Here is a 21,748-nt window from a genome sequence, read left to right on the forward strand (position 1 = left end):
AACATTCAGATTTAAAAAATTAAAAAGCCCGTCAATCGACGGGCTTTTTTTATTGTTTATTGCGTTTAAAAATATAGCGTGTCACAAATATACCGTTGCCATCATCTTTGCCACTATCGCTTTCTACAGCACTAGTCACAAAAGCTAATTCCCATCCCGCTTCAATCATACCATTTATTTTAGAGGAGACCACCGCATCATTTGCAGCAATATTCTGAAATCGAATGCCACCAATGTTGTAAAAATTTAAAAGTTTAGTTTCTTCAAAATCTTTGACACGAATATCACTTCGCTTTGATTTGTTTCTGGTATTGTCTTCTTCAGTCTGTTCTGAGGTAAATTCCTTGTAATCTCGATCTTCATTGAAAGATATGATTCGCGATCTACCTAGGCCACTTGGTACAATGGATTCGACACTAGTGACTACTTTGTACTCAACTTGCGCGAAGGCATCCGTGAATGACAAGCATGCCAATACTATAGTTAATGCTAATTTTTTCATAATGTTGATTTTAAATTATATTCCTAAGATAAGATTTCATAAAATTAAAAATCGTTATTTTGTTTCATAATTTTAATGAATGACCGGAACAATATATAAATCTACAGGAAGTTGGTATACCGTCAAGACGAGTCTTGGTGCGACCTATCAGTGTAGAATTAAAGGTAAATTTCGCCTAAAAGATATTAAAAGCACCAATCCTATAGCCGTTGGTGATCATGTCGACTTTGAATTAGAAACCAATAATGACGAAACCACAGGCGTTATTCATCGCATTCATGATCGCACAAACTACATTGTACGCAAATCGGTTAATTTATCAAAGCAAACACACATCATTGCTGCTAATATTGATCAAGTCTTTTTGTTGATTACGATTGATAATCCGCCAACATTTACCAGCTTTATTGATCGATTTTTAGTCACTGCGGAAGCCTATTCCATCAAGACCATTCTGTTATTCAACAAAATCGATACTTACAATGACGAAGCTTTAGATGAAGTTCGTTATTTAGCACATATTTATAGAAAGATTGGTTATGAATGTATCGGTATTTCGGCGGAAACTGGTAAAAATGTCGACAAAGTTAAATCCCTCATGATTGGTAAAGTGAGTATGTTTGCTGGTCATTCTGGTGTTGGTAAGTCAACCTTAGTAAATGCAATTGAGCCAGGATTAGATTTGAAGACGAAAGAAATTTCAAGCCAGCATAGTCAAGGTCAACACACGACGACATTTGCTGAAATGTTCGATTTGAGTTTTGATGCGAAGATTATTGATACGCCAGGAATCAAAGGCTTTGGTGTTGTGGACATGGATAAAGAGGAAGTAGGCGACTATTTTCCTGAATTTTTTGAGCTGAAACAGGATTGCAAGTTCAACAACTGTCTGCACGTTGAAGAACCTAAATGTGCTGTGAAAGATGCTTTAGATACCGACGATATTGCGTATTCTAGATATCGGAGCTATTTACAGATATTAGATGGTGATGAAGAACACTACCGAACAGACAATTGGGAAGAAAGTTAAGTTATGAAAGCAGTTATTCAGCGTGTGAGTCATGCTTCCGTAGTGATTGAAGACAAAGAAGTAGCGAAAATATCAAATGGGTTCCTTGTGTTGGTTGGTATTGTAAATGAAGATACAGAAGAAGATGTCTCATGGTTGTCTAAAAAAGTAGCCAATTTACGCATCTTTAATGATGAGCATGGCGTGATGAATAAGTCCTTGCAGCAAATAGAAGGAGATGTTATTGTCGTAAGTCAATTTACCTTGCACGCAAGTACCAAAAAGGGTCATCGACCAAGTTACCTAGCGGCTGCAAAACCAGATATCGCAATTCCATTATATAAAGCCTTTGTAGCTGCTTTGGAAAACCATTTAGGAAAGCGCGTTCAAACAGGAAAGTTTGGAGCCGATATGAAAGTATCCCTTTTAAACGATGGTCCAGTAACCATTATCATAGACACCAAAGATCGTATCTGATGGCATCAATTTTTGGACATGGTATCGTAGCTTTTACAATCTCTAAAGCGCTTTCTTCGAAATCGGGAAAACTACTAGTATTCCTCGCCATTGTTTCTGCCGTAATTCCAGATATTGACGTGCTGAGTTTTCAATTAGGAATCCCTTATTTACATCCTTTAGGACATCGTGGGTTCACACATTCTGTGATATTTGCTGTCATCTGGAGTAGTATTTTAGCACTGAGTTTTGGCAAACAAAGGAAGTGGCTATTTTTTGTAGTAATCATTCTATCGACACTGTCTCATGGAATTCTGGATGCGATGACCACAGGAGGTAAAGGGGTCGGTTTTTTTATTCCCTTTGATAACTCCAGATATTTTTTTTCAGAACGCATCATTCAAGTATCTCCCATTGGAATTGACGCTTTTTTTTCAGAATGGGGATTACGCGTATTATGGAGTGAATTCAAGTATATATTAATCCCTTGTGGCATTTTTTTGGGGATCACTAATCTCATTAAAAGGGGTTGTCTAAACAAAGAGTATTAAGTAATTAATTCTGTTTATTTTAGAAATTCGTAGGGCTATTCCTCGAAAAAAATTATATTTGAAAACTTACAAAATTAAACGCCATTTATGCCCTTCAAATATTTAGCAACACTTTGTTTGCTGTTACTACCCATGTTCGTGATTTCTCAAGATGAGGATCTTTTAGTTTCCTATACCATTCCTTCAGAATTGAAAGTTAAGGTCAATGCTGTGGTGCGCTATGATCAAACGGTTGTTGAAATTAAGGATTTCGATAAATATATATTAACGAAAAAGCGCATTGTAACTGTTTTCAATGAGTATGGGAATTCAAAATTAAATGCCGTTTCCCATTATGATGACAACGTGAACATCTCGAAACTCGAAGCAAGGATCTATGATGCCAATGGTGAGGAAATAAAGAAAATCAGAAAAAACGATTTTCAAGATGTGAGTGCTGTAAGTGGCGGAACATTGTATTCCGATAATCGCGTAAAATATTTGGATTACACACCCGTCGATTACCCCTACACCATGGTATTAGAAACAGAAGTCGTCCATAATTCTACTGCATTTTTACCTAGATGGCGACCTATTACAGGGTTTTACTGTAGTACTGAGTATTCAGAATTCAAGATTATCAATGACTCCGAAGTTGCACTGAAAATTAAAGCATCCAATTTTGAAGATTATGCTATAGAAAAGCACAGCGATTACCATTATTCGGCAAAGCATCTTATGTCTTTAAAACCTGAAGCTTATAGTCCGTCTTTTTTTACTTACGCACCTGAATTAAAGTTAGCATTGACAGAATTTGACATGGAAGGCGTGAAAGGCGTCAATCAACATTGGGAAGATTTTGGGAAATGGATGTATGATGAATTGCTCACAGATACAGATGATTTATTTGGTGCTGCTGTTGAAGACGTAAAAAAACTGACGGCTGAAGCTACAACCGACATGGAAAAAGCGAGAATTGTATACAATTACATGCAGAATAAAACACGTTATATCAGTGTTCAAATTGGTATTGGTGGATGGAAGCCAATGTTAGCGCAAGATGTGGATCGATTGGGTTATGCAGATTGTAAAGGGTTGACTAATTATACCAAAGCTTTATTAAAAGCAGTAGGTGTCACATCTCATTATGCCGTGATTTATGGTGACAGAGATTTGGTTAATATCGATAAAGAATTTTCTGCGACAGAAGGTAATCACGTTGTACTGTGTATTCCAAATGCCGAAGAAGACGTATGGCTCGAATGTACAAGTCAGACGAATCCGTTTGGTTATATTGCCAATTTCACAGACGATAGAGACGCTTTACTCATCACGCCAGAAGGCGGTAAAATTGTGCATACTACCGTATATCCTACGGAAGAAAATTTACAACTGACAAATGCGACCATCATGTTAGACGTAGATGGTGCGATATCAGCTGATGTTGTTATAAAAACCCATGGATTTCAATACGCATTGCACGAAGGTGTGCAACTTCAACCAACGCGTGAACAAGAACTGGATATAAAAGAATACTGGAGCTATATAAATAATTTGTCTGTTGAAAGTTTATCATACAATAATGACAAGACAAATGTCATATTCACAGAAACAGCAAAAGTCTCCTCGGCAAATTATGCGACTAAGAGTGGCAAACGTTTCCTGTTTCAACCAAATGCGTTTAATAGGGTGACCACCATTCCACCGAGGTACAAAAAGCGCGAATTGGATTTTGAAATTCAAAGAGGGTTTATTGATAAAGATGAATTTGTCATTAAAATTGACCCGTCTCTCGCTGTAGAGGCCATGCCAGATCCAGTCGCTATTTCGAATAAATATGGAAGTTACACCTTTTCCATCGAAAAAAAATCAGAACATGAACTGCTTTATAAAAGAACCTATGTTTTAAATAAAGGCTATTATTCAAAAGAGCAGTATAAAGAATTCCGTGATTTTCAAAAAGAAGTCACCAGACACGACAAAACCAAAATTGTATTCATATCAAAAACTTAAATAATGAAATTCAAATTTACTATAGCCTTATTCCTAATAGTATTTAGTGCAAAGTCCCAAGATTTTAAATTCGGAAAAGTATCTAAAGAAGAGTTAATGGAAAAAGCACATCCACTAGATTCTTTGGCCGACGCAGCCGTTCTATATCGTAACGAACATGTTCGATTTGATTATATACAAGGTGACGGATTTACGCAAGTTAAGGAAGTGCATGAACGTATTAAAATTTACAATAAGGAAGGCTATAAATGGGCAACCAAGCGTATCAAAATCTACAATGAAACGAATGCCAAAAAAGAAAATTTAACAAAGCTAAAGGGGTATACTTATAATCTAGTCAATGGTAAAATTGAGGAAGATAAACTTAGAAAGGACGGGATGTTTTCTGAAGAGACTAATAAATATTGGAAAACAGAATCCTTTACAATGCCCAATATAAAGGAAGGTGCGGTGATTGAGTATACCTATCAAATTAGATCACCGTTTTCTGCAATAGATGACATAGATTATCAATACACAATTCCAATTAACAAATTTGAATTAGATATTAAAACACCTGAATATTATATGTATAATAAGCTCTTAAACCCAAGGGCTTCATATACACCACCTATTGAGGAGTCTTTAGACAGCAAAACCATTGTGTTTACCAATACAAATTCTAACATAGGTTCAACTGACTTGAAACCCTCTAGAATTAAAACCACACAATCCAAAGAATCCTATAGGGTAAATGTGCTATCTAGCTCATGCGATAATGTGCCTGCTTTAAAGCCAGAACCATTTGTAGATAATGTTGATAATTATAGAGCTAAATTAATCATGGAATTATCAGCGGTAAAATTTCCAAATCAGCAATTAAGACCACTCTCAACAAATTGGGATGCCGTAACAAAAACCATTTATAGTAATGATGGATTTGGAGGCCAATTGTCGAAATCTGGATATTTTGAGAATGATATTGATGCATTGGTTGGAGGTGTTGAAGATCCTATTCAAAAAGCGGGAATGATTTATCATTTTGTAAAATCAAAAATGCAGTGGAATGAGTTTTATGGTTTCACAAGTGATATTGGTGTAAGAAGAGCTTACAAAGATGGTGCTGGAAATGTAGCCGATATTAATTTAATGCTAACGGCCATGTTGCGATACGCAGGAATTCAAGCAAATCCAGTCTTGGTAAGCACCAAAAATCATGGTATTCCATTATTTCCAACGCAGCAAGGTTTCAATTATGTAATCTGTATGGTAGAGCATGAAGGCTTTAATGTGCTGTTAGATGCCTCTTCGCCTTACAGTAGCTTTAATGTGCTTCCTGCTCGAGTGCTCAACTGGCAAGGACGTGTCGTTCGCGAGAGTGGTAGTTCTGCTTGGATTAATTTATATCCAAATAGTTTATCTTCTGAAGTGACCTCTTTAAATGTGAAGATAAACCCAGACCTTACTATTGATGGAAAGGTACGTCAGCAAAAAACAGATTATTTAGCGATGGATTTTAGAAATAAATTTGCCAATACCAGTCCAGACGAATATATCAAAAGCATTGAAAAGGATAATGGCGAATTGCTCGTATCTGATTTGCAAATTGAAAATGAGACGGCGTATACGGAACCGGTAAAAATCACCTACAATTATGAATTAGAAAATGCGGTTGAAGACATAGGTGGTAATTTATATGTCTCTCCTATGCTGTTTATGGCTTCTGAAGAGAACCCATTTAAGCAAGAAAAGAGACAGTATCCTATCGATTTAACCTATCCCTTTTCAACAAAGTATATGGTGAACGTCATGATACCTGAAGGGTATGCGGTAGAATCATTGCCAAAGAGTGAGAAGTTAGACTTTAATTCAAATGTTGGCGGATTTACATACTTAGTAAAAGAAAATGGCAGCTTCTTACAATTGACCATCGCCTTAGATATGAGGTCTCCTATCATTATAGCACAAGACTACGAAATTTTTAAGAAATTTTACACAAGAGTTATCGAGAAGCAATCGGAGAAAATCGTTCTAAAAAAGTTATAGTATGGATTTAGCTAAGGCTCAAAAGGCGGTTGATGACTGGATAAAGGAACATGGCGTTAGATATTTTAATGAGTTAACTAACATGGCTCAGCTTACTGAAGAGGTTGGTGAGGTTGCTAGGATAATCGCACGCAGATATGGCGAACAAAGTGAGAAGGAAAGTGATAAGGACAAAGATCTAGGAGAAGAGTTAGCCGATGTGGTATTTGTTGTTTTGTGCTTAGCGAACCAAACAGGAATCGATTTGCAAAAGGCCTTCGATAAAAAAATGGACAAAAAAACAAAAAGAGATCACGATAGGCACCACAATAATGACAAATTAAAATAATCCATTTCTTGTTGTAAACAGGAACTTTTTGATGATATTGAAATTACATAAATCGGAGGTACACAGAGCGTCAAGTATTACCATTACTGGTTCTAAAAGTGAGTCCAATCGCTTATTGCTCTTGCAGGCACTTTTTCCAGAATTGGTCATAAAAAATTGCTCTAATTCCGATGATAGTAAAGTGATGGCAAAAGCCTTAGCTGGTGACGATTCAATCATAGATATCCATCACGCTGGAACCGCTATGCGTTTCTTAACAGCATTTTTTGCGAGTCGCCCAGGAAAAGAAGTGGTGCTTACAGGTTCTCAACGGATGAAGGAACGCCCAATTGCTATTTTAGTAGAAGCACTAAAGGCATTAGGAGCAGACATTTCCTATTTAGAGACTGAAGGTTGTCCGCCACTTTTAATTAAAGGTAAAACATTATCGAAAAACCAGGTCAGTTTAAAGGCCAATGTCAGTAGTCAATACATTTCAGCATTATTATTAATAGCTTCCAAATTAGAAAACGGACTGGCATTAACATTGGAAGGTGACATCACTTCTATGCCATATATCCAAATGACGCTGGATTTATTAAGTCAATTAGGAATTGAGTCACATTTTAAGAATCAAACAATTTCAGTACAACCCAAAGTCAGCCCTTTAAAAACAAAAGTAATAACCGTAGAATCTGATTGGTCTTCGGCTTCTTATTACTTCAGTATGGTCGCTCTAAGCCCTGTTGGTACTGAAATTACACTGTCATCTTATAAAAAAACTTCTTTGCAAGGTGATTCGGTGCTTATAGATATTTATAAGCTGTTTGGTGTGGCATCAAAATTTGATGAACATGCACTCACCTTAATAAAGCAAGAAGATGGCGATAAACAACCCATTATAATCGATCTTAAAAATGCGCCAGATATCGCTCAAACCATAGCTGTAACCTGTTTGGGATTAGGTCTGGAATGTCAGCTTTCAGGGTTACACACTTTAAAAATTAAGGAGACAGATCGCTTAGTGGCCTTACAAAACGAACTTCAGAAGTTTGGGGCTCAAGTGATTATTACATCGGAAGCATTACAATTACAGCCTATCTCGGAATGGCATAACGATGTCACTATTGCCACGTATAACGATCATCGCATGGCCATGGCATTTGCACCATTAGCATTAAAAACAAATTTAAACATTGAAGATTATATGGTCGTTTCTAAATCATATCCGACGTTTTGGGATGATTTAAAAGCGATCGGATTTAAATTTTCTAAATAAATACGGTGTTTTACTTGACAACCCCTATCTAGACATTGTATATTTGCACCTTTAAAAAAATATAACAAATGAAATTATCACATTTTAATTTTGACCTTCCAGAAGAATTATTAGCAGAGCGTCCATCAGAAATAAGAGACGAATCTCGATTGATGGTTTTGGATAGGAAAAATCAAACCATCGAACATAAACTTTTTAAGGATATCATCGATTATTTCGATGAAGGAGATGTGATGATTTTAAATAATACGAAAGTATTTCCAGCACGCTTGTACGGGAATAAAGAGAAAACTGGTGCAAGAATTGAAGTGTTCTTGTTACGAGAATTAAATGAAGAACAACGACTTTGGGATGTGTTGGTTGATCCTGCAAGGAAAATACGTATCGGGAATAAATTATATTTCGGTGAAGACGAAACGTTAGTTGCCGAAGTTATCGATAATACGACGTCAAGAGGTAGAACATTGCGCTTCCTCTATGATGGTTCCTATAGTGAATTCAGAAGAAAACTGACAGAGCTCGGTGAGACACCATTGCCTAAATACATCAAAAGAGACGTTGAGCCAGAAGACGAAGAGCGTTATCAAACCATTTTTGCTAAAAACGAAGGCGCTGTAGCAGCACCAACAGCAGGATTACACTTCTCAAGACATTTGCTTAAACGATTAGAAATTAAAGGGGTTGAGTTGCCAGAGGTTACCTTACACGTAGGATTGGGTACGTTTAACCCAGTTGAAGTTGAGGATTTGTCCAAGCATAAAATGGATAGTGAAGAAATTATAATTAGACAGGAAGCTGTAGATGTTATCAATAAGGGTATCAAGAATAAAAAACGTGTATGTGCTGTAGGTACAACGGCTATGAGAACTATCGAGAGTTCGGTGTCTTCAAATGGTTTACTCAATGAATATTCAGGTTGGACGAATAAATTTATTTTTCCACCATACGAATTCAGTATTGCCAATAGTATGATCACGAATTTTCACACACCTAAATCCACCTTATTGATGATGGTGTCTGCATTTGCTGGTCATGAATTTATGAAAAAAGCGTATGAGGAAGCGGTTAAGGAAAAATACCGATTCTACACTTACGGTGATGCCATGCTCATCATCTAAATGATATAACTATTCAGTAAAAGCCTTGTAAATTACAAGGCTTTTTTTTTGGGCATTGCGCGCCTTCGCTGTAGCTTCGGCGCGCCGCGTTTTCCACTATATCTTTTGTTGGGAACAAAAGGATGCCGTTTCAACCGCTAATGCATGGCTCGTCCTATAAAATATCCTATTTTTGCAGAACTTATGAGTACTAAAAAGAAAGACATACGCGCACTAACCAAAGAACAATTGCGAGACTTTTTTGTCCAACAAGGCGATCAAGCTTTTCGCGGAAACCAGGTCTATGAATGGTTATGGAACAAAGGTGCACATACCTTTGACGATATGACCAACATTTCCAAGGAAACCCGTCAAATGCTTATGGATGCCTTTGTGATCAATCATATCAAGGTAGACCAAATGCAGCGTAGTTCAGATGGTACGGTCAAAAATGCGGTACGATTACATGACGGATTGGTGGTAGAATCTGTATTGATTCCAACAAAAACAAGAACAACCGCGTGTGTGTCAAGTCAAGTAGGTTGTAGTTTGGATTGCCGATTTTGTGCAACGTCTAGACTCAAAAGAATGCGGAACCTCAATCCTGATGAAATTTTTGATCAAGTCGTTGCCATAGATAATGAAAGTCGATTGTATTTTGACCGACCATTAACAAATATCGTTTTTATGGGTATGGGTGAGCCACTCATGAACTACAATAATGTTATTAAATCAATCGATAAAATAACCTCACCCGAAGGTTTAGGCATGTCTCCAAAAAGAATTACCGTATCAACCTCAGGTGTTCCTAAAATGATCAAGAAAATGGCCGATGATGAGGTGAAATTCAATTTAGCGGTGTCTTTGCACTCAGCCATCAATGCTATCAGAACATCCATCATGCCTTTTAATGCCACCTTTCCGTTGGAAGATTTGAGGGAAGCTTTAGAATACTGGTATGCTAAGACTAAAAATAGGATTACTTATGAGTATGTGGTTTGGGATGGCATTAACGATACAAAAAAAGATGTGGATGCTCTTATTGAGTTCTGTAAGTTTGCGCCTAGTAAAGTGAATTTAATTGAATACAATCCAATTTACGATGGTGAATTTCAGCAAGCAGATTCAAAAGCCATAGATATGTATGTCAATATGTTGGAAGCTCACCGAATTACCGTAACTGTTAGACGCTCTCGAGGAAAAGATATTGATGCCGCTTGCGGACAATTAGCTAATAAGACCTAAAAAAAAAGCGACCATCGGTCGCTTTTTTTAATTTCATAGATCATCAACTTCCTAATTTTTAAGGAACTTAATAGTTTCTGTACCTTGATCAGTAGCTACTCTCGCAATATAAATACCATCTTTAAAATTTGCGGTATTTACGGTAGCGTCGTTTCCAGTCAAGCTACTGTTTAAAATACGCTTTCCTAACACGTCAAAAATCTGAATATTAGTCAAAGCTGTTTGGCTCGATGATAATTCTAAGGTTTTAGAATTCTTGTTGTAAAAATGCGTGAAAGCATTAGCATCAAATTCATTAACAGATAAGTCTTCATCGTTAGTTCTGAAGTTATCAACAAAAGCATCACCTTCAAAGTTATCATGTGAAAAACGTACTTGCTCAACAGCGTCAGGAATAATAACGGTGCCTGTACTTACCAAAACGTCATCTACATAGAAAGTAATAGTCGAAGCTGCAATTTCCATACGCACATTGTACCAAGTGTCTTGGCTCCAGCTCACACCAGTATCATTTCTTACAACGGTACCTAAGCCATCGTCAACAAGCACAAAAATATTACCGCCAAAATCAAATTCTAACCAAGCGATAAATGACCCAGCTGTTAAATTAACTATTCCAAAAATAAAATTGGAGCTATTCGCACTTTGCAATGTGATACGCATGTCTGCCGAAAAAACAGAGCCATCCTGAGGTACAGGGACTGCATAATTATAAAATGCTCCAACAATCGCCGAACTTTGCCCGGGAAAAGCCGTTTCTTGAACAATTTTTAAGGAATTAGTGCCATCCGTAGCCAGCTCATTGCTCACTACTTGATTTGTGATAAAGGTCCCTGGACCAGTTCCAGTAGTTGTCCATCCATTTTGTGTGTTGATGTCACCCAAAGTATAACCTTCAGCAGCCTCAAAAGAAATCGTTTCTTGAGCATAACCGAAAGTAAAAGCAATGAGAGTTAAAAGTAAAAGAGTAATTTTTTTCATAAAGTTCGGGTTTTAAATTAATTAACAATTAAATATACAAAATTATTGGTGTGACCTTTTCCTACAAGTAAATTTTAACGATTTATTATTAGTATTTCATTTCCTTAGCGACTTAATTAGTAATTTTGTAGTATTCCTAAAATTTTGAGCATCCTAATTGAAGATTACTGAAAAAATAAAACAGCCTATCGCCTATGAAATGGAACTTTTCGAACAAAAGTTTCTATTATCTATGTCTAGTAAGGTAGCTTTATTAAATCGGATCACACATTATATCGTTAACCGTAAGGGCAAACAAATGCGTCCGATGTTTGTCTTCTTGGTGGCTAAAATGGTTGATAATGGTCAAGTAAGTGAGCGTACTTATCGAGGAGCAGCAGTTATTGAATTGATTCATACCGCTACTTTGGTACATGATGATGTGGTTGATGATAGTAATAGACGACGCGGATTTTTCTCTATAAATGCCTTATGGAAAAATAAAATAGCCGTTCTTATTGGTGATTATTTATTGTCAAAAGGCTTATTACTATCAATTGATAATAATGATTTCGATCTATTGAAAATTATATCTGTGGCAGTACGCGAAATGAGTGAAGGGGAATTATTGCAAATCGAAAAAGCGCGGCAATTAGATATTACGGAAGCGATTTATTACGACATTATTCGGCAAAAAACGGCGACCTTAATTGCCGCGTGCTGTAGTTTGGGAGCTGCCTCCGTAAAACCCAATGCACCAGATGTTGAATCGATGCGCAAATTTGGTGAGCTTATTGGTATGGCTTTTCAAATTAAAGATGACTTATTCGATTATGGCGAGGAAGCCATCGGTAAACCTACGGGTATCGATATTAAGGAACAAAAAATGACCTTGCCTTTAATTCATGTGCTCAACACTTGCACAAAAAAAGAAAAGGCTTGGCTTATCAATTCAGTCAAAAACCATAACAAGAACAAGAAACGTGTTAAGGAGGTTATTGATTTCGTCAAGACAAATAATGGCCTAGATTATGCGATTGAAAAAATGCATGCGTTTCAAAGCCAAGCCCTACAAATCTTAGATACTTACCCAGATTCTGAATATAAATCGGCATTGAAATTGATGGTGAACTACGTAATAGAAAGAAAAAAGTAAAATTATATTACTGAAATACAGTATTTTGTAATTTTTTTTCACACCCAGGCAACCATTTTTTTAAATAAAGCGTCTATATAAATAGAAGGCAAAACATTAGTGATTTTGAAAGTCATTCAATTACATCATAAGAACAATACAACCCTTTTAAAAAAGGCCGCAAAAGGAAAGCGCAATGCGCAGCAAACTTTGTTTGAAATCCATGCGCCAAAAATGTTGAGTGTTTGTCGTTATTATGTAAAGGATATGCAACATGCCGAGTCTGTGATGTTAAACGCTTTTTATAAAGCATTTGTGAATCTGAAAAACTTTAAGCATGAAGGAAGTTTTGAAGGTTGGTTAAGACGAATCATGGTAAGAGAAAGTATCTTTTTTTTACGCCAACAGAAACAGATGGAATTCTCAGTTGAGGAGGACCAATTACAACAGGAGCCGTACAACAATGTAGAATCCCAGATAGAAGTGGCGCAGATTCAACAGCTTATTGATGAACTGCCTGAAGGTTATAAGGTGGTGTTTGTGATGTATGCTATAGAGGGTTACAAACACCAAGAGATTGCTGAAATTTTGAATATTTCATTAGGCACCTCAAAATCACAACTGTTCAAGGCAAGACAAATGCTTCAAAAGAAAATTAAAGACATTAATACCACGAGTTATGGCACCAATTAAGTTTGATGAAAATATAAAACAAAAATTAGAAAAGCGAACGCTTCAGCCGTCAGCAGATGCTTGGGTAAAACTTGAAGATCAATTAGAGTCGCGTGACAAGCGTAAGTCGAAAGGGTTATTTCTCTATGTAGGCATTGCGGCAAGTTTGGTGGGTGTGTTACTAGTAACAACGCTGTTTTTTAAATCTCCGGAAAGTTCTAATATCTCACCAGTTATTGTTGAAACGGAAATGAAAACGGATGTTAAGAAGGAACCCGTTATGAAGTCTCAGCAAGATAAATTGGCTACTGAGTTGTCTGAAAATATAGATGATGATATTAAGACGAATGAGGATGTACTCGAGATGGATACTTCAGTAACCCCTAGAAAGGAAGAATCAGAGTTGCTAGTGGCATCTCAAAACGTTCCCAAGGTCAATGTTATTGAAGCAGATCCTAAAATATCTATCCATAATTCTGAAAATACTGTAGCTGCTATTACGCATACACCTAATACGCCACAAAAAGAAAAAGTGTTAGCGACAATGAGTCTGGAGGAGGCAAAGGTCATTGAAGTGGTTCAGGAAATAAAAAGGCTAGAATTACTAGAGGGTACTGTTTCGGATTCTGAAATAGAAGCCCTTTTGAAACAGGCAGAAAAAGAAATTTTGCGTGAGCGTATATATAGTGAAACTACCAGAACGGTTGATGCAAGAGCACTCCTCGAAGACGTAGAGTACGATCTTGAACAATCCTTTAGAACACGAGTATTTGAAAGCTTAAAATCTAGTTATCGAACGGTAAAAACTGCAGTTGCCGAGCGTAACCAATAATAAACATCAATTAAAAACAAACATTATGAACACTATTACAAAGTATGTAGTGCTAGTCACCCTATGTCTAATTGTTAGTCGAGTGAATGCACAAGAAACTCAAACAGATTCAATTTCAACACCGTTGATATATAAAATTGAAAACCTTGAAAAGTTAAAGAAATTGATTCAAGATGAAGAGCGGGAATTTCTAAAAGCCGAGGTGGAAGCTGTAAATCAGCGCATGGAAAACGGTGAACTCACAGAAGCTGAAGCTGAAAAGAAAAAGATGGAATTGGCCAAAAAACGGGCTTCAAACATTGAGAACAGAATCGCCATTATTGAGAACAAAATTGCATTAATCAAACGCAATGATGCCATCTATGAAGATGACATTGAGGACGCAGTAAGAATCGGATTCAATAATTTTGGTGAGTTTAGTGGCATCAAATTCAAAAGAAAAAATAAGCCTAGAAAATATGACAAACGTACGACGAGCGATTTAGTATTTGCCTTAGGTGCTAATAATGCGATAGGAGACGGACAAAAAATTGGTGATAAATATACCTTTTTAACCTCTGGTTTCGTAGAATTGGGTCTGGCATGGAAAACAAGAGTTTTTAAAGAATCAAATGCCATGCGTTTCAAATATGGATTATCCGTACAATGGAATAAGTTGACACCAAAAGGGGATCGGTATTTTGTTCAAAATGGAAATACAACCACCTTGGAAGTTTTTCCGAGTGAATTAAAAGAATCAGAGTTTCGAATCACTAATTTAGTTGTGCCTATTCATTTTGAATTTGGACCTTCCCGGAAGATTGAGCGCGATGATTATTTTAGATATAGCACTTCAGATCATTTTAAAGTAGGTTTTGGAGGATATGCAGGTTTCAATATTGGGACCCAACAAAAATTGCGATTTGAAGAAGATGGAGATCGTGTTAAACAAAAGATTAGACGTAATTACAATGCATCACCTTTTGTATACGGATTGAGCGGATATGTTGGTTACAGTGGTGTAGGCTTGTATGTGAAGTATGATTTAAGTCCCATGTTTAAAGACCAAGCTTTTGATCAACACAACTTGTCAATAGGAATGCGATTTGACTTAGATTAAAGTTCCTAACATAATTATATTATCAGCTCTATTTCCTTCGGAAATGGAGCTTTTTTGTTAAATTTACGCCTCTTAATACGCTATAAATTGATATCAAAATCCACGATAGAACAAGTTTTTGAAACCGCCCGAGTAGAGGAGGTTATTGGTGATTTTGTGCAGTTAAAAAAAGCAGGAAGTAATTTCAAAGGGTTGAGTCCGTTTAGTGATGAACGTTCACCGAGCTTTATGGTGTCTCCTGTTAAGCAAATCTGGAAAGATTTTTCAAGTGGCAAAGGAGGTAATGCCGTGACATTTTTAATGGAGCATGAGCACTTTACCTATCCGGAAGCTATAAAATACTTGGCTAAGAAGTATAACATAGAAATCGAGGAAACGGAGCAGACCAATGAACAAAAGCAGGAAGCTAATGAACGCGAAAGCCTTTATTTGGTCAATGAATTTGCACAATCCTATTTTGAGCGTATCTTATTTAAAACAAATCAAGGGCAGGCTATTGGGTTAAGCTATTTTAAAGAGCGTGGTTTTACTAATGAGACCATCAAGCAATTTAATTTGGGCTATGCCTTGGATGAATGGCAAGCATTTACAGATGAGGCTATCAAAAAAGGCTATCAATTAGATTTCCTTGAAAAAACAGGACTAACCATTGTAAAGCCTGAACGCCAGTTTGATCGTTTTAAAGGACGTGTCATGTTTCCAATTCACAGTATGAGCGGACGTGTTTTAGGATTTGGTGGACGCATTCTTAAAACAGATAAAAAAGCGGCGAAATACTTGAATTCACCCGAGAGTGAAGTGTATCATAAGAGTAAGATTCTCTACGGGATTTACCATGCGAAACAAGCCATTGCTAAAGAAGATAATTGCTACTTGGTTGAGGGGTATACAGATGTAATTCAGTTTTATCAAACAGGCATCAAAAATGTGGTGGCATCCTCAGGTACCGCTTTAACACCAGAACAGATACGACTCATTAATCGTCTTACCAACAATATTACCGTGCTTTTTGATGGAGATGCTGCTGGTATTCGAGCATCGCTCCGCGGGATTGATCTTATTTTAGAACAAGGGATGAATGTCAAAGTATGTTCATTTCCAGAAGGTGAAGACCCAGATAGTTTTGCGAAACAAAACACACTTGAAGAATTAAAGGAGTTTCTCGAAGAGCACTCCAAAGATTTTATTCAGTTTAAAGCATCGCTACTGATAAAGGAAGCGAACAATGATCCTATAAAGAAAGCGGAAACCATTCGGGATATCGTCAACAGTATTTCAAAAATTCCAGACCAGATAAAAAAGGAAATCTATATTCAAGAGTGTTCTCGCATCATGGATATTAGCGAAGAGGTGCTCTTCAGTACCTTGGCACAGATGAACAAAAAGGACGCTCAGGAGAGTCAAAAAGCTTATAAGTCTGAACAAAAGGCTTTTAATGTTGTAAAGCCCGAACCTAAAGCGCCTAAGGTGGATTTGCAATATGAGCTAGAACGGAAGATTATTGAAATATTACTGTTGTACGGGACCGAAACTGAAGATTTTGAAGATTTGGTTTTAAAAGAAACGGATGATGGTGAGCTGAAACTAGAACCCGTTGTGCATAACGCTAAAGTTTTTGAAAAAATATATCTTGATTTGCAAGAGGATGAAATGCAATTCTCCAATCCGAATTTTAAGTCGTTGTATTACACGATTATTGATACACTTCACCAAGATCCAGAGTTTTCTACCAAGAATTTTGTCAATCAACTGGAGCAACAATTAGCTAGTGACGTCACTACTATTTTGATGAATGATGAGCGTTACAATCTGCATGACTGGGAGCGTAATAACATCATTCCGAAGGAAAAAAAACATACCATTGCGCAATTAGTTACACAAACGATTTTGACCCTAAGGTGTTATCTCATTGATAAAAAAGTGGCCGAGTATCAAAATGATACCTTGCGTGAAGAAACAAATACCAGAGGAATATTGGAGGATGTTAAAGATTATTTAGGACTAAAAATGTTGTTGTCCAGAAAACTGGGTAAAGTTGTTGGAGGTAAAATTTAAGTCAGATCCAATTGCTTCCCTTGATTTACTAAGTCAATGAGGTTATTCACATTCAATTTTTTAAACAATCGGGCTTTATAGGTACTGACTGTTTTTTCGTTGATATTTAATTCTTGTGCAATTTCCTTGTTCTTCTTACCAGAAGACAATAATTTAAGAACTTCAACTTCCCGTGTTGAAAGACGTTTGTAAATTCTACTCTTAGATTGCTTGGTGTCGTTGTAATTGAGATGTTTAGACATTTTATTACTCAAATGTATTTCACCTTCAGCAGCCAGTTTAATAGCCTTGGTAATAACATCTATAGGCTCAGATTTAGAGACATAGCCGGAAGCACCTGCTTTAATAGTGCTTATGGCATAAATTTCTTCAGGATGATAACTGAACATTACAATATTAATATGGCTGTGCTCTTTTTTAATGGCTCTTAACGCCGTGATACCATTTAATTCAGGTAATTCAATTTCGGAGACGATAACGTCCACGTCATGTCTTCTTACAAATTCAAAGATTTCAACACCACTCCCTACAGTACCGACTATTTTGATATCTTCATGATTTTCATATAACAACTGAAAACCAGTAGTGACGATAGGATGATTGTCAACGATTAATACCTTAATCATGATACATAAATTTTTTGGTTAGTTAGTAATAGAGTGCCAGAACTTATATCAATAAATTCAAGGATGTGGAGATTTGCAATGCAAAATTAGTAAAAAAATCAACATAACCCATTTTTAACGATATAAAATTCAAGGATTATTTTAAATTATTAGGGATTTCGCAAATTGGAATAGGAATCATTTTATGCGTGTTCGATCGATTATATCTCATAAATATCTGAAACACTTCTTTTTGACGTCCTTCAAAATCGGCTTCTGTTTTTCCTTGGTCTTTCATGGCCATAGCCCATTCCAATTCTGGATATGATGCCCCAATTTGGTCTTTATCACTTCTAGCATCACCAAATAAACCATCACTTGGTGCGGCTGTCATAATAGAATCAGGCACATCTAGGAACGCTCCTAGTTGATAAACCTCCGACTTCAGTAAGTCTGCTATCGGACTCAAATCGACACCACCATCGCCATATTTCGTATAAAATCCAACGCCAAAATCCTCGACCTTATTTCCAGTTCCTGCCACCAATAAACCTAAAAGACCAGCATGGTAATACAATGTAGCCATTCTTAATCTTGCCCTTGTGTTGGCTAAGGCCATATCTACAGTGGCTTGTTTACCATCTAAGGAGACTTCAGTTTTAAACTCTTCAAAAACAGGCGTTAAATCCACTCTGGTGTCTCTAACATTTTGAAAGCGTTGCTTTAATTGTTCAATGTGTTCCTGAGCTCTACTTACATGACTTGCTGCCTGATGAATGGGCATTTCAATACATAAGACCTCCAAGCCGGTTTTAGCGCAAAGCGTTGAGGTGACTGCAGAATCAATACCACCAGAAATCCCAACTACAAATCCTTTCATACCAGCATTGTTGGCATAATCTTTTAACCATTTTACGATATGATCAATAACTTTTTCTGTTTGCATTTTAATGAGTGTTTTAGTCTAATTGAGTACCTTTGCAAAACAAAAATAACCTAATAGCGTTAGTAATAAAAATTTACTCGATTAAGTTTTTATAAATTCAGTACATGAAACAAATAGCTTTATTAACTCTAGTTTTTCTCACACTTTTTAATTGTAAAAATGACGATGGCCTTGCCTCTGAAATTGCTAAAATTGACGCCAATGTGATGGTTGAACGATTCGATCGTGCCTTTGCAAATACAGCACCTGATAATTTGGACGAGTTAAAAAAGGCATTTCCTTTTTTGTTCTCAAACCGAATTCCAGATTCAGTTTGGGTAGAGAGAATGCAGGATACATTGCAAATTGGTTTGAATAAAGCGATTGGGGAAGTGTTTGGTGATTTTACGTCTGAAACTTTAGATATTGAACGCTTGTTTCAACACCTGAAGTATTACGATAAAACCTTCTCTGAACCAAGAGTTGTAACTCTTTCGAACTTTGTCGATTATAGAAATAAAGTCGTTGTTACAGATACGATTGTTTTAATTGCTATTGATAACTATCTGGGAACAAATCATGAATTTTATGATGGAATTCCACGGTATTTAACTGAAAATATGAAGGCATCACAGATTGTGGTCGACTTAGCCAAAGCTTACAGTGAGCGTCGCATTTTTCAGTTTCAAAAGAAAACCTTATTGGACGAAATGATCTATTTTGGCAAGCAATTATATTTTAAGGACAAAGTAATTCCTTTTAAAACAGATGCTGAAAAAATAGGGTATACGGAGGATCAGTTGGAATTTGCCCGAGTTAATGAAGATATGATATGGCGACATTTTGTATCCCATGAAATGTTGTATGACACCGATAGCAGTTTGCCAGGTCGATTTATTGCTGAAGCGCCTTTTACAAAGTTCTACTTGGAATTGGACCGTGAAACTCCAGGTCGATTGGGCCAATATATAGGTTGGCAAATTGTGAGAGCTTACATGAAAAACAATGACGTCACCTTAGAGCAAATGTTGCAAACAGAGGCGATAGAAATTTTTAACAATTCAAATTATAAACCACCTAAATAATGCCAGAAACACATACTTCAAAAATAGAACTAAGCGTAGAACTCGATGAAAACAGAGTCCCTGAAAAATTGCATTGGTCAGCGGAAGATGGCGGTATATCTCAGGAAGAAGCCAAGGCAGTAATGCTTTCTGTGTGGGATTCTAAAGCCAAAGAGACCTTGCGAATTGATCTTTGGACCAAGGACATGCCTGTAGACGAAATGAAGCAATTTTTTCATCAGACCTTAGTGGAAATGTCTAACACATTTCACAGGGCAACTCAAGATGAGAAAATGACAGCCACAATGAAAGATTTCTGTGATTATTTTGCAGAAAAATTAGAATTGAATAAGTAAGATCACTATGCGAAAAATTCTTTTTGGAATCATTATCACTTTGGTCATTATGCTCACTTTTAAGTACTGTGGTGATAAGCGGAAAGATGAAATAACGCTCAAGGAAAACACCGCACTCATACAAGAACAGGTGAAAAATGTGGGGAAGTTAGTGGTGACTGAAGGACATTTTTCTGAGGTGTTTACATATAAAAACTCTAAAGCGATTTTTGGCGATTTAATAGAAGCTGAGAAGAAAGCGATTGTCGTTGTTAATGCAGATGTCACCATTGGTTATGACTTAAGTCTAATCGAATATGAAATTGATGAGCTTCAAAAAGTGTTGCGAATTTTAAGTATTCCAAAAGAAGAAATTAAGATAAGTCCAGATTTCGAATATTATGATATTCAAGCTGATTTCCTCAATCAATTTGAGGCTAAGGACTACAATGCCATTAAACAGACAGTACAAAAATCTTTATTAAAAAAGATAGAAGCCTCAGATCTTAAATCCAATGCACAAAATCGACTCATCAGTGAATTGGCTAAATTCTTCATCCTCACCAAATCAATGGGATGGACACTCCAATACAATGAAAATCCAGTGAACAATTTGGAGCAACTAAAAGATTTAAAACTATAACTGTTTTGAGAGTCGCACCCAACCACCTCCATTAATAGCGTCGATGTTATGAAGGTTTAAGAATTTAGCGGCTTTAGAAGAACGAACACCGCTTTCACAGCAAATAATGACCGGTCGATTTAAAGACTGAAGTTCTTCCACGCGATTGTTTAAGTCGTCTAAAGGAATATGTCTCGCCTGTTCGAGATGACCACAATCCCACTCACGTTGTGTTCGAACATCTAAGATCAGTGCATTATTTTTTAAATAGGACATTACTTGTCGCTTTTTAGTGCCAAAAATAAAATCAAAAAATCCCATAGTTTCTTTTTATTTAAATTTACAAAGAATTACAAGAACTCACGAACCTTTGAAACTCGAAACTAGAAAAGACGAAATAATTTCAACAGCAGCGAAACTTTTTAAAGATAAAGGATATAGTGCTGTAACTATGCGCGATTTAGCGACTGCGATGGGAATGAAGGCTGCAAGTTTGTACAATCATATAGCCTCAAAACAAGATATTCTTAAAAATATTATTATCTCAATTGCTGAAACATTTACAGAAGGCATGACTGAGATTATTAATTCTGAAACGTCTAACATTTCTAAGCTGAAAAAGATTGTGAGCTTACACGTCAATATTACGGCTCAAAACACCAATGGCATGGCATCCTTGAACAATGATTGGATGCACTTAGAAGATCAATTAGATTATTATTTGCGATTGCGTAATGAGTATGAGACTAATTTTTTAACGATTATCAAAAATGGAATCCATGCCTCTGAAATCAAGTCGACCAATCCAGAGATTGTGATGTTTTCAATGCTTACAACATTACGTTCGTTATATCTGTGGATTCCAAAAAAAGAAGATTTGGACGCAAACGATTTAGCCGAGAGCCTGAGTGAAGTCCTCATTGAAGGAATTAACAAGTAATTAAGAATTAAATTTCGTATATTTGTTCTCCAAACTAACAA

23 protein-coding genes are annotated in these 21,748 nt (G+C 36.4%); 18 read left to right on the forward strand and 5 right to left on the reverse strand.

What is annotated here, in order from left to right; translation table 11 throughout:
* Window positions 1–49: 49 nt before the first annotated feature.
* Window positions 50–502, reverse strand: coding sequence for a hypothetical protein (locus ACU8DI_RS13650; protein WP_447113344.1), 453 nt, complete (start codon window positions 500–502; stop codon window positions 50–52).
* 79 nt (window positions 503–581) lie between these two features.
* Between ACU8DI_RS13650 and rsgA the strand changes: the two genes are divergently transcribed.
* The 9 genes from rsgA (at window position 582) to rlmN (ending at window position 10,463) form a co-directional block, all read left to right on the forward strand.
* Entirely contained in the window at window positions 582–1,532 is a 951-nt protein-coding gene (gene rsgA, locus ACU8DI_RS13655) for a ribosome small subunit-dependent GTPase A (protein ID WP_447113345.1), read from the forward strand.
* A gap of 3 nt (window positions 1,533–1,535) precedes the next feature.
* Window positions 1,536–1,988, forward strand: a complete 453-nt coding sequence (dtd, locus tag ACU8DI_RS13660; protein ID WP_447113346.1) for a D-aminoacyl-tRNA deacylase — start codon at window positions 1,536–1,538, stop codon at window positions 1,986–1,988.
* Window positions 1,988–2,518 (forward strand): metal-dependent hydrolase, encoded by a 531-nt coding sequence (locus ACU8DI_RS13665; RefSeq protein WP_447113347.1) that lies wholly within the window; start codon window positions 1,988–1,990, stop codon window positions 2,516–2,518. Before dtd ends, ACU8DI_RS13665 begins: the two co-directional genes overlap by 1 nt.
* An 87-nt stretch (window positions 2,519–2,605) precedes the next feature.
* The gene (locus ACU8DI_RS13670) at window positions 2,606–4,510 is read left to right on the forward strand and encodes a DUF3857 domain-containing protein (protein WP_447113348.1); all 1,905 of its coding nucleotides are present in this window, start codon (window positions 2,606–2,608) and stop codon (window positions 4,508–4,510) included.
* A gap of 3 nt (window positions 4,511–4,513) precedes the next feature.
* On the forward strand, window positions 4,514–6,535 hold the full coding sequence (locus tag ACU8DI_RS13675; protein WP_447113349.1) for a transglutaminase domain-containing protein: 2,022 nt from the start codon (window positions 4,514–4,516) through the stop codon (window positions 6,533–6,535).
* A 1-nt stretch (window position 6,536) separates the two neighbouring features.
* Window positions 6,537–6,863, forward strand: a complete 327-nt coding sequence (locus ACU8DI_RS13680) for a nucleotide pyrophosphohydrolase (RefSeq protein ID WP_447113350.1) — start codon at window positions 6,537–6,539, stop codon at window positions 6,861–6,863.
* Window positions 6,864–6,894: 31 nt separating this feature from the next.
* The gene (locus tag ACU8DI_RS13685) at window positions 6,895–8,121 is read left to right on the forward strand and encodes a 3-phosphoshikimate 1-carboxyvinyltransferase (protein ID WP_447113351.1); all 1,227 of its coding nucleotides are present in this window, start codon (window positions 6,895–6,897) and stop codon (window positions 8,119–8,121) included.
* Between the two features lie 68 nt (window positions 8,122–8,189).
* Window positions 8,190–9,239, forward strand: coding sequence for a tRNA preQ1(34) S-adenosylmethionine ribosyltransferase-isomerase QueA (gene queA / locus ACU8DI_RS13690; RefSeq protein WP_447113352.1), 1,050 nt, complete (start codon window positions 8,190–8,192; stop codon window positions 9,237–9,239).
* Window positions 9,240–9,422: 183 nt separating this feature from the next.
* Window positions 9,423–10,463 carry a 23S rRNA (adenine(2503)-C(2))-methyltransferase RlmN gene (gene rlmN, locus ACU8DI_RS13695; protein WP_447113415.1) on the forward strand — a complete coding sequence of 347 codons (1,041 nt, stop codon included), beginning with the start codon at window positions 9,423–9,425 and terminating at the stop codon, window positions 10,461–10,463.
* 51 nt (window positions 10,464–10,514) lie between these two features.
* Here rlmN and ACU8DI_RS13700 read toward each other — a convergent pair whose 3' ends face one another.
* A complete protein-coding gene (locus ACU8DI_RS13700) occupies window positions 10,515–11,444 on the reverse strand; it encodes a T9SS type A sorting domain-containing protein (protein ID WP_447113353.1) in 930 nt (309 codons plus the stop codon).
* Window positions 11,445–11,601: 157 nt separating this feature from the next.
* Between ACU8DI_RS13700 and ACU8DI_RS13705 the strand changes: the two genes are divergently transcribed.
* The 5 genes from ACU8DI_RS13705 to dnaG all read left to right on the forward strand — a co-directional run bounded on the left by ACU8DI_RS13705 (window position 11,602) and on the right by dnaG (window position 17,216).
* Window positions 11,602–12,579, forward strand: a complete 978-nt coding sequence (locus ACU8DI_RS13705; RefSeq protein WP_447113354.1) for a polyprenyl synthetase family protein — start codon at window positions 11,602–11,604, stop codon at window positions 12,577–12,579.
* 105 nt (window positions 12,580–12,684) lie between these two features.
* The gene (locus ACU8DI_RS13710) at window positions 12,685–13,251 is read left to right on the forward strand and encodes an RNA polymerase sigma factor (protein WP_447113355.1); all 567 of its coding nucleotides are present in this window, start codon (window positions 12,685–12,687) and stop codon (window positions 13,249–13,251) included.
* Window positions 13,238–14,062, forward strand: coding sequence for a hypothetical protein (locus ACU8DI_RS13715; RefSeq protein ID WP_447113356.1), 825 nt, complete (start codon window positions 13,238–13,240; stop codon window positions 14,060–14,062). Before ACU8DI_RS13710 ends, ACU8DI_RS13715 begins: the two co-directional genes overlap by 14 nt.
* 25 nt (window positions 14,063–14,087) lie before the next feature.
* Complete coding sequence (locus ACU8DI_RS13720; protein ID WP_447113357.1) at window positions 14,088–15,161, forward strand: hypothetical protein; 1,074 nt, start codon at window positions 14,088–14,090, stop codon at window positions 15,159–15,161.
* An 87-nt stretch (window positions 15,162–15,248) separates the two neighbouring features.
* Entirely contained in the window at window positions 15,249–17,216 is a 1,968-nt protein-coding gene (dnaG, locus tag ACU8DI_RS13725) for a DNA primase (RefSeq protein ID WP_447113358.1), read from the forward strand.
* On the opposite strand, the gene ACU8DI_RS13730 is transcribed toward dnaG, so the two are convergent.
* Complete coding sequence (locus ACU8DI_RS13730; RefSeq protein ID WP_447113359.1) at window positions 17,213–17,842, reverse strand: response regulator; 630 nt, start codon at window positions 17,840–17,842, stop codon at window positions 17,213–17,215. The two genes, dnaG and ACU8DI_RS13730, sit on opposite strands and share 4 nt — an antisense overlap.
* 136 nt (window positions 17,843–17,978) lie before the next feature.
* Window positions 17,979–18,767, reverse strand: a complete 789-nt coding sequence (nadE, locus tag ACU8DI_RS13735) for an NAD(+) synthase (protein WP_447113360.1) — start codon at window positions 18,765–18,767, stop codon at window positions 17,979–17,981.
* Window positions 18,768–18,871: 104 nt separating this feature from the next.
* On the opposite strand from nadE, the gene gldB reads away from it, so the two are divergent.
* Genes gldB through ACU8DI_RS13750 form a run of 3 tightly spaced genes read left to right on the forward strand, consistent with a single transcriptional unit; the run spans window position 18,872 to window position 20,788 of the window.
* Window positions 18,872–19,831 (forward strand): gliding motility lipoprotein GldB, encoded by a 960-nt coding sequence (gldB, locus tag ACU8DI_RS13740; RefSeq protein WP_447113361.1) that lies wholly within the window; start codon window positions 18,872–18,874, stop codon window positions 19,829–19,831.
* Complete coding sequence (gene gldC / locus ACU8DI_RS13745; RefSeq protein ID WP_447113362.1) at window positions 19,831–20,166, forward strand: gliding motility protein GldC; 336 nt, start codon at window positions 19,831–19,833, stop codon at window positions 20,164–20,166. Before gldB ends, gldC begins: the two co-directional genes overlap by 1 nt.
* 7 nt (window positions 20,167–20,173) lie before the next feature.
* A complete protein-coding gene (locus tag ACU8DI_RS13750; RefSeq protein ID WP_447113363.1) occupies window positions 20,174–20,788 on the forward strand; it encodes a DUF4230 domain-containing protein in 615 nt (204 codons plus the stop codon).
* Here the strand turns inward: ACU8DI_RS13750 and ACU8DI_RS13755 are convergent.
* Entirely contained in the window at window positions 20,783–21,088 is a 306-nt protein-coding gene (locus tag ACU8DI_RS13755; RefSeq protein WP_447113364.1) for a rhodanese-like domain-containing protein, read from the reverse strand. The genes ACU8DI_RS13750 and ACU8DI_RS13755 overlap by 6 nt on opposite strands.
* Before the next feature lie 49 nt (window positions 21,089–21,137).
* Here ACU8DI_RS13755 and ACU8DI_RS13760 point away from each other — a divergent pair, with 49 nt between their 5' ends.
* Window positions 21,138–21,707, forward strand: coding sequence for a TetR/AcrR family transcriptional regulator (locus ACU8DI_RS13760; RefSeq protein ID WP_447113365.1), 570 nt, complete (start codon window positions 21,138–21,140; stop codon window positions 21,705–21,707).
* Window positions 21,708–21,748: the final 41 nt, after the last annotated feature.

This window comes from Psychroserpens sp. BH13MA-6 (genome assembly GCF_052983595.1).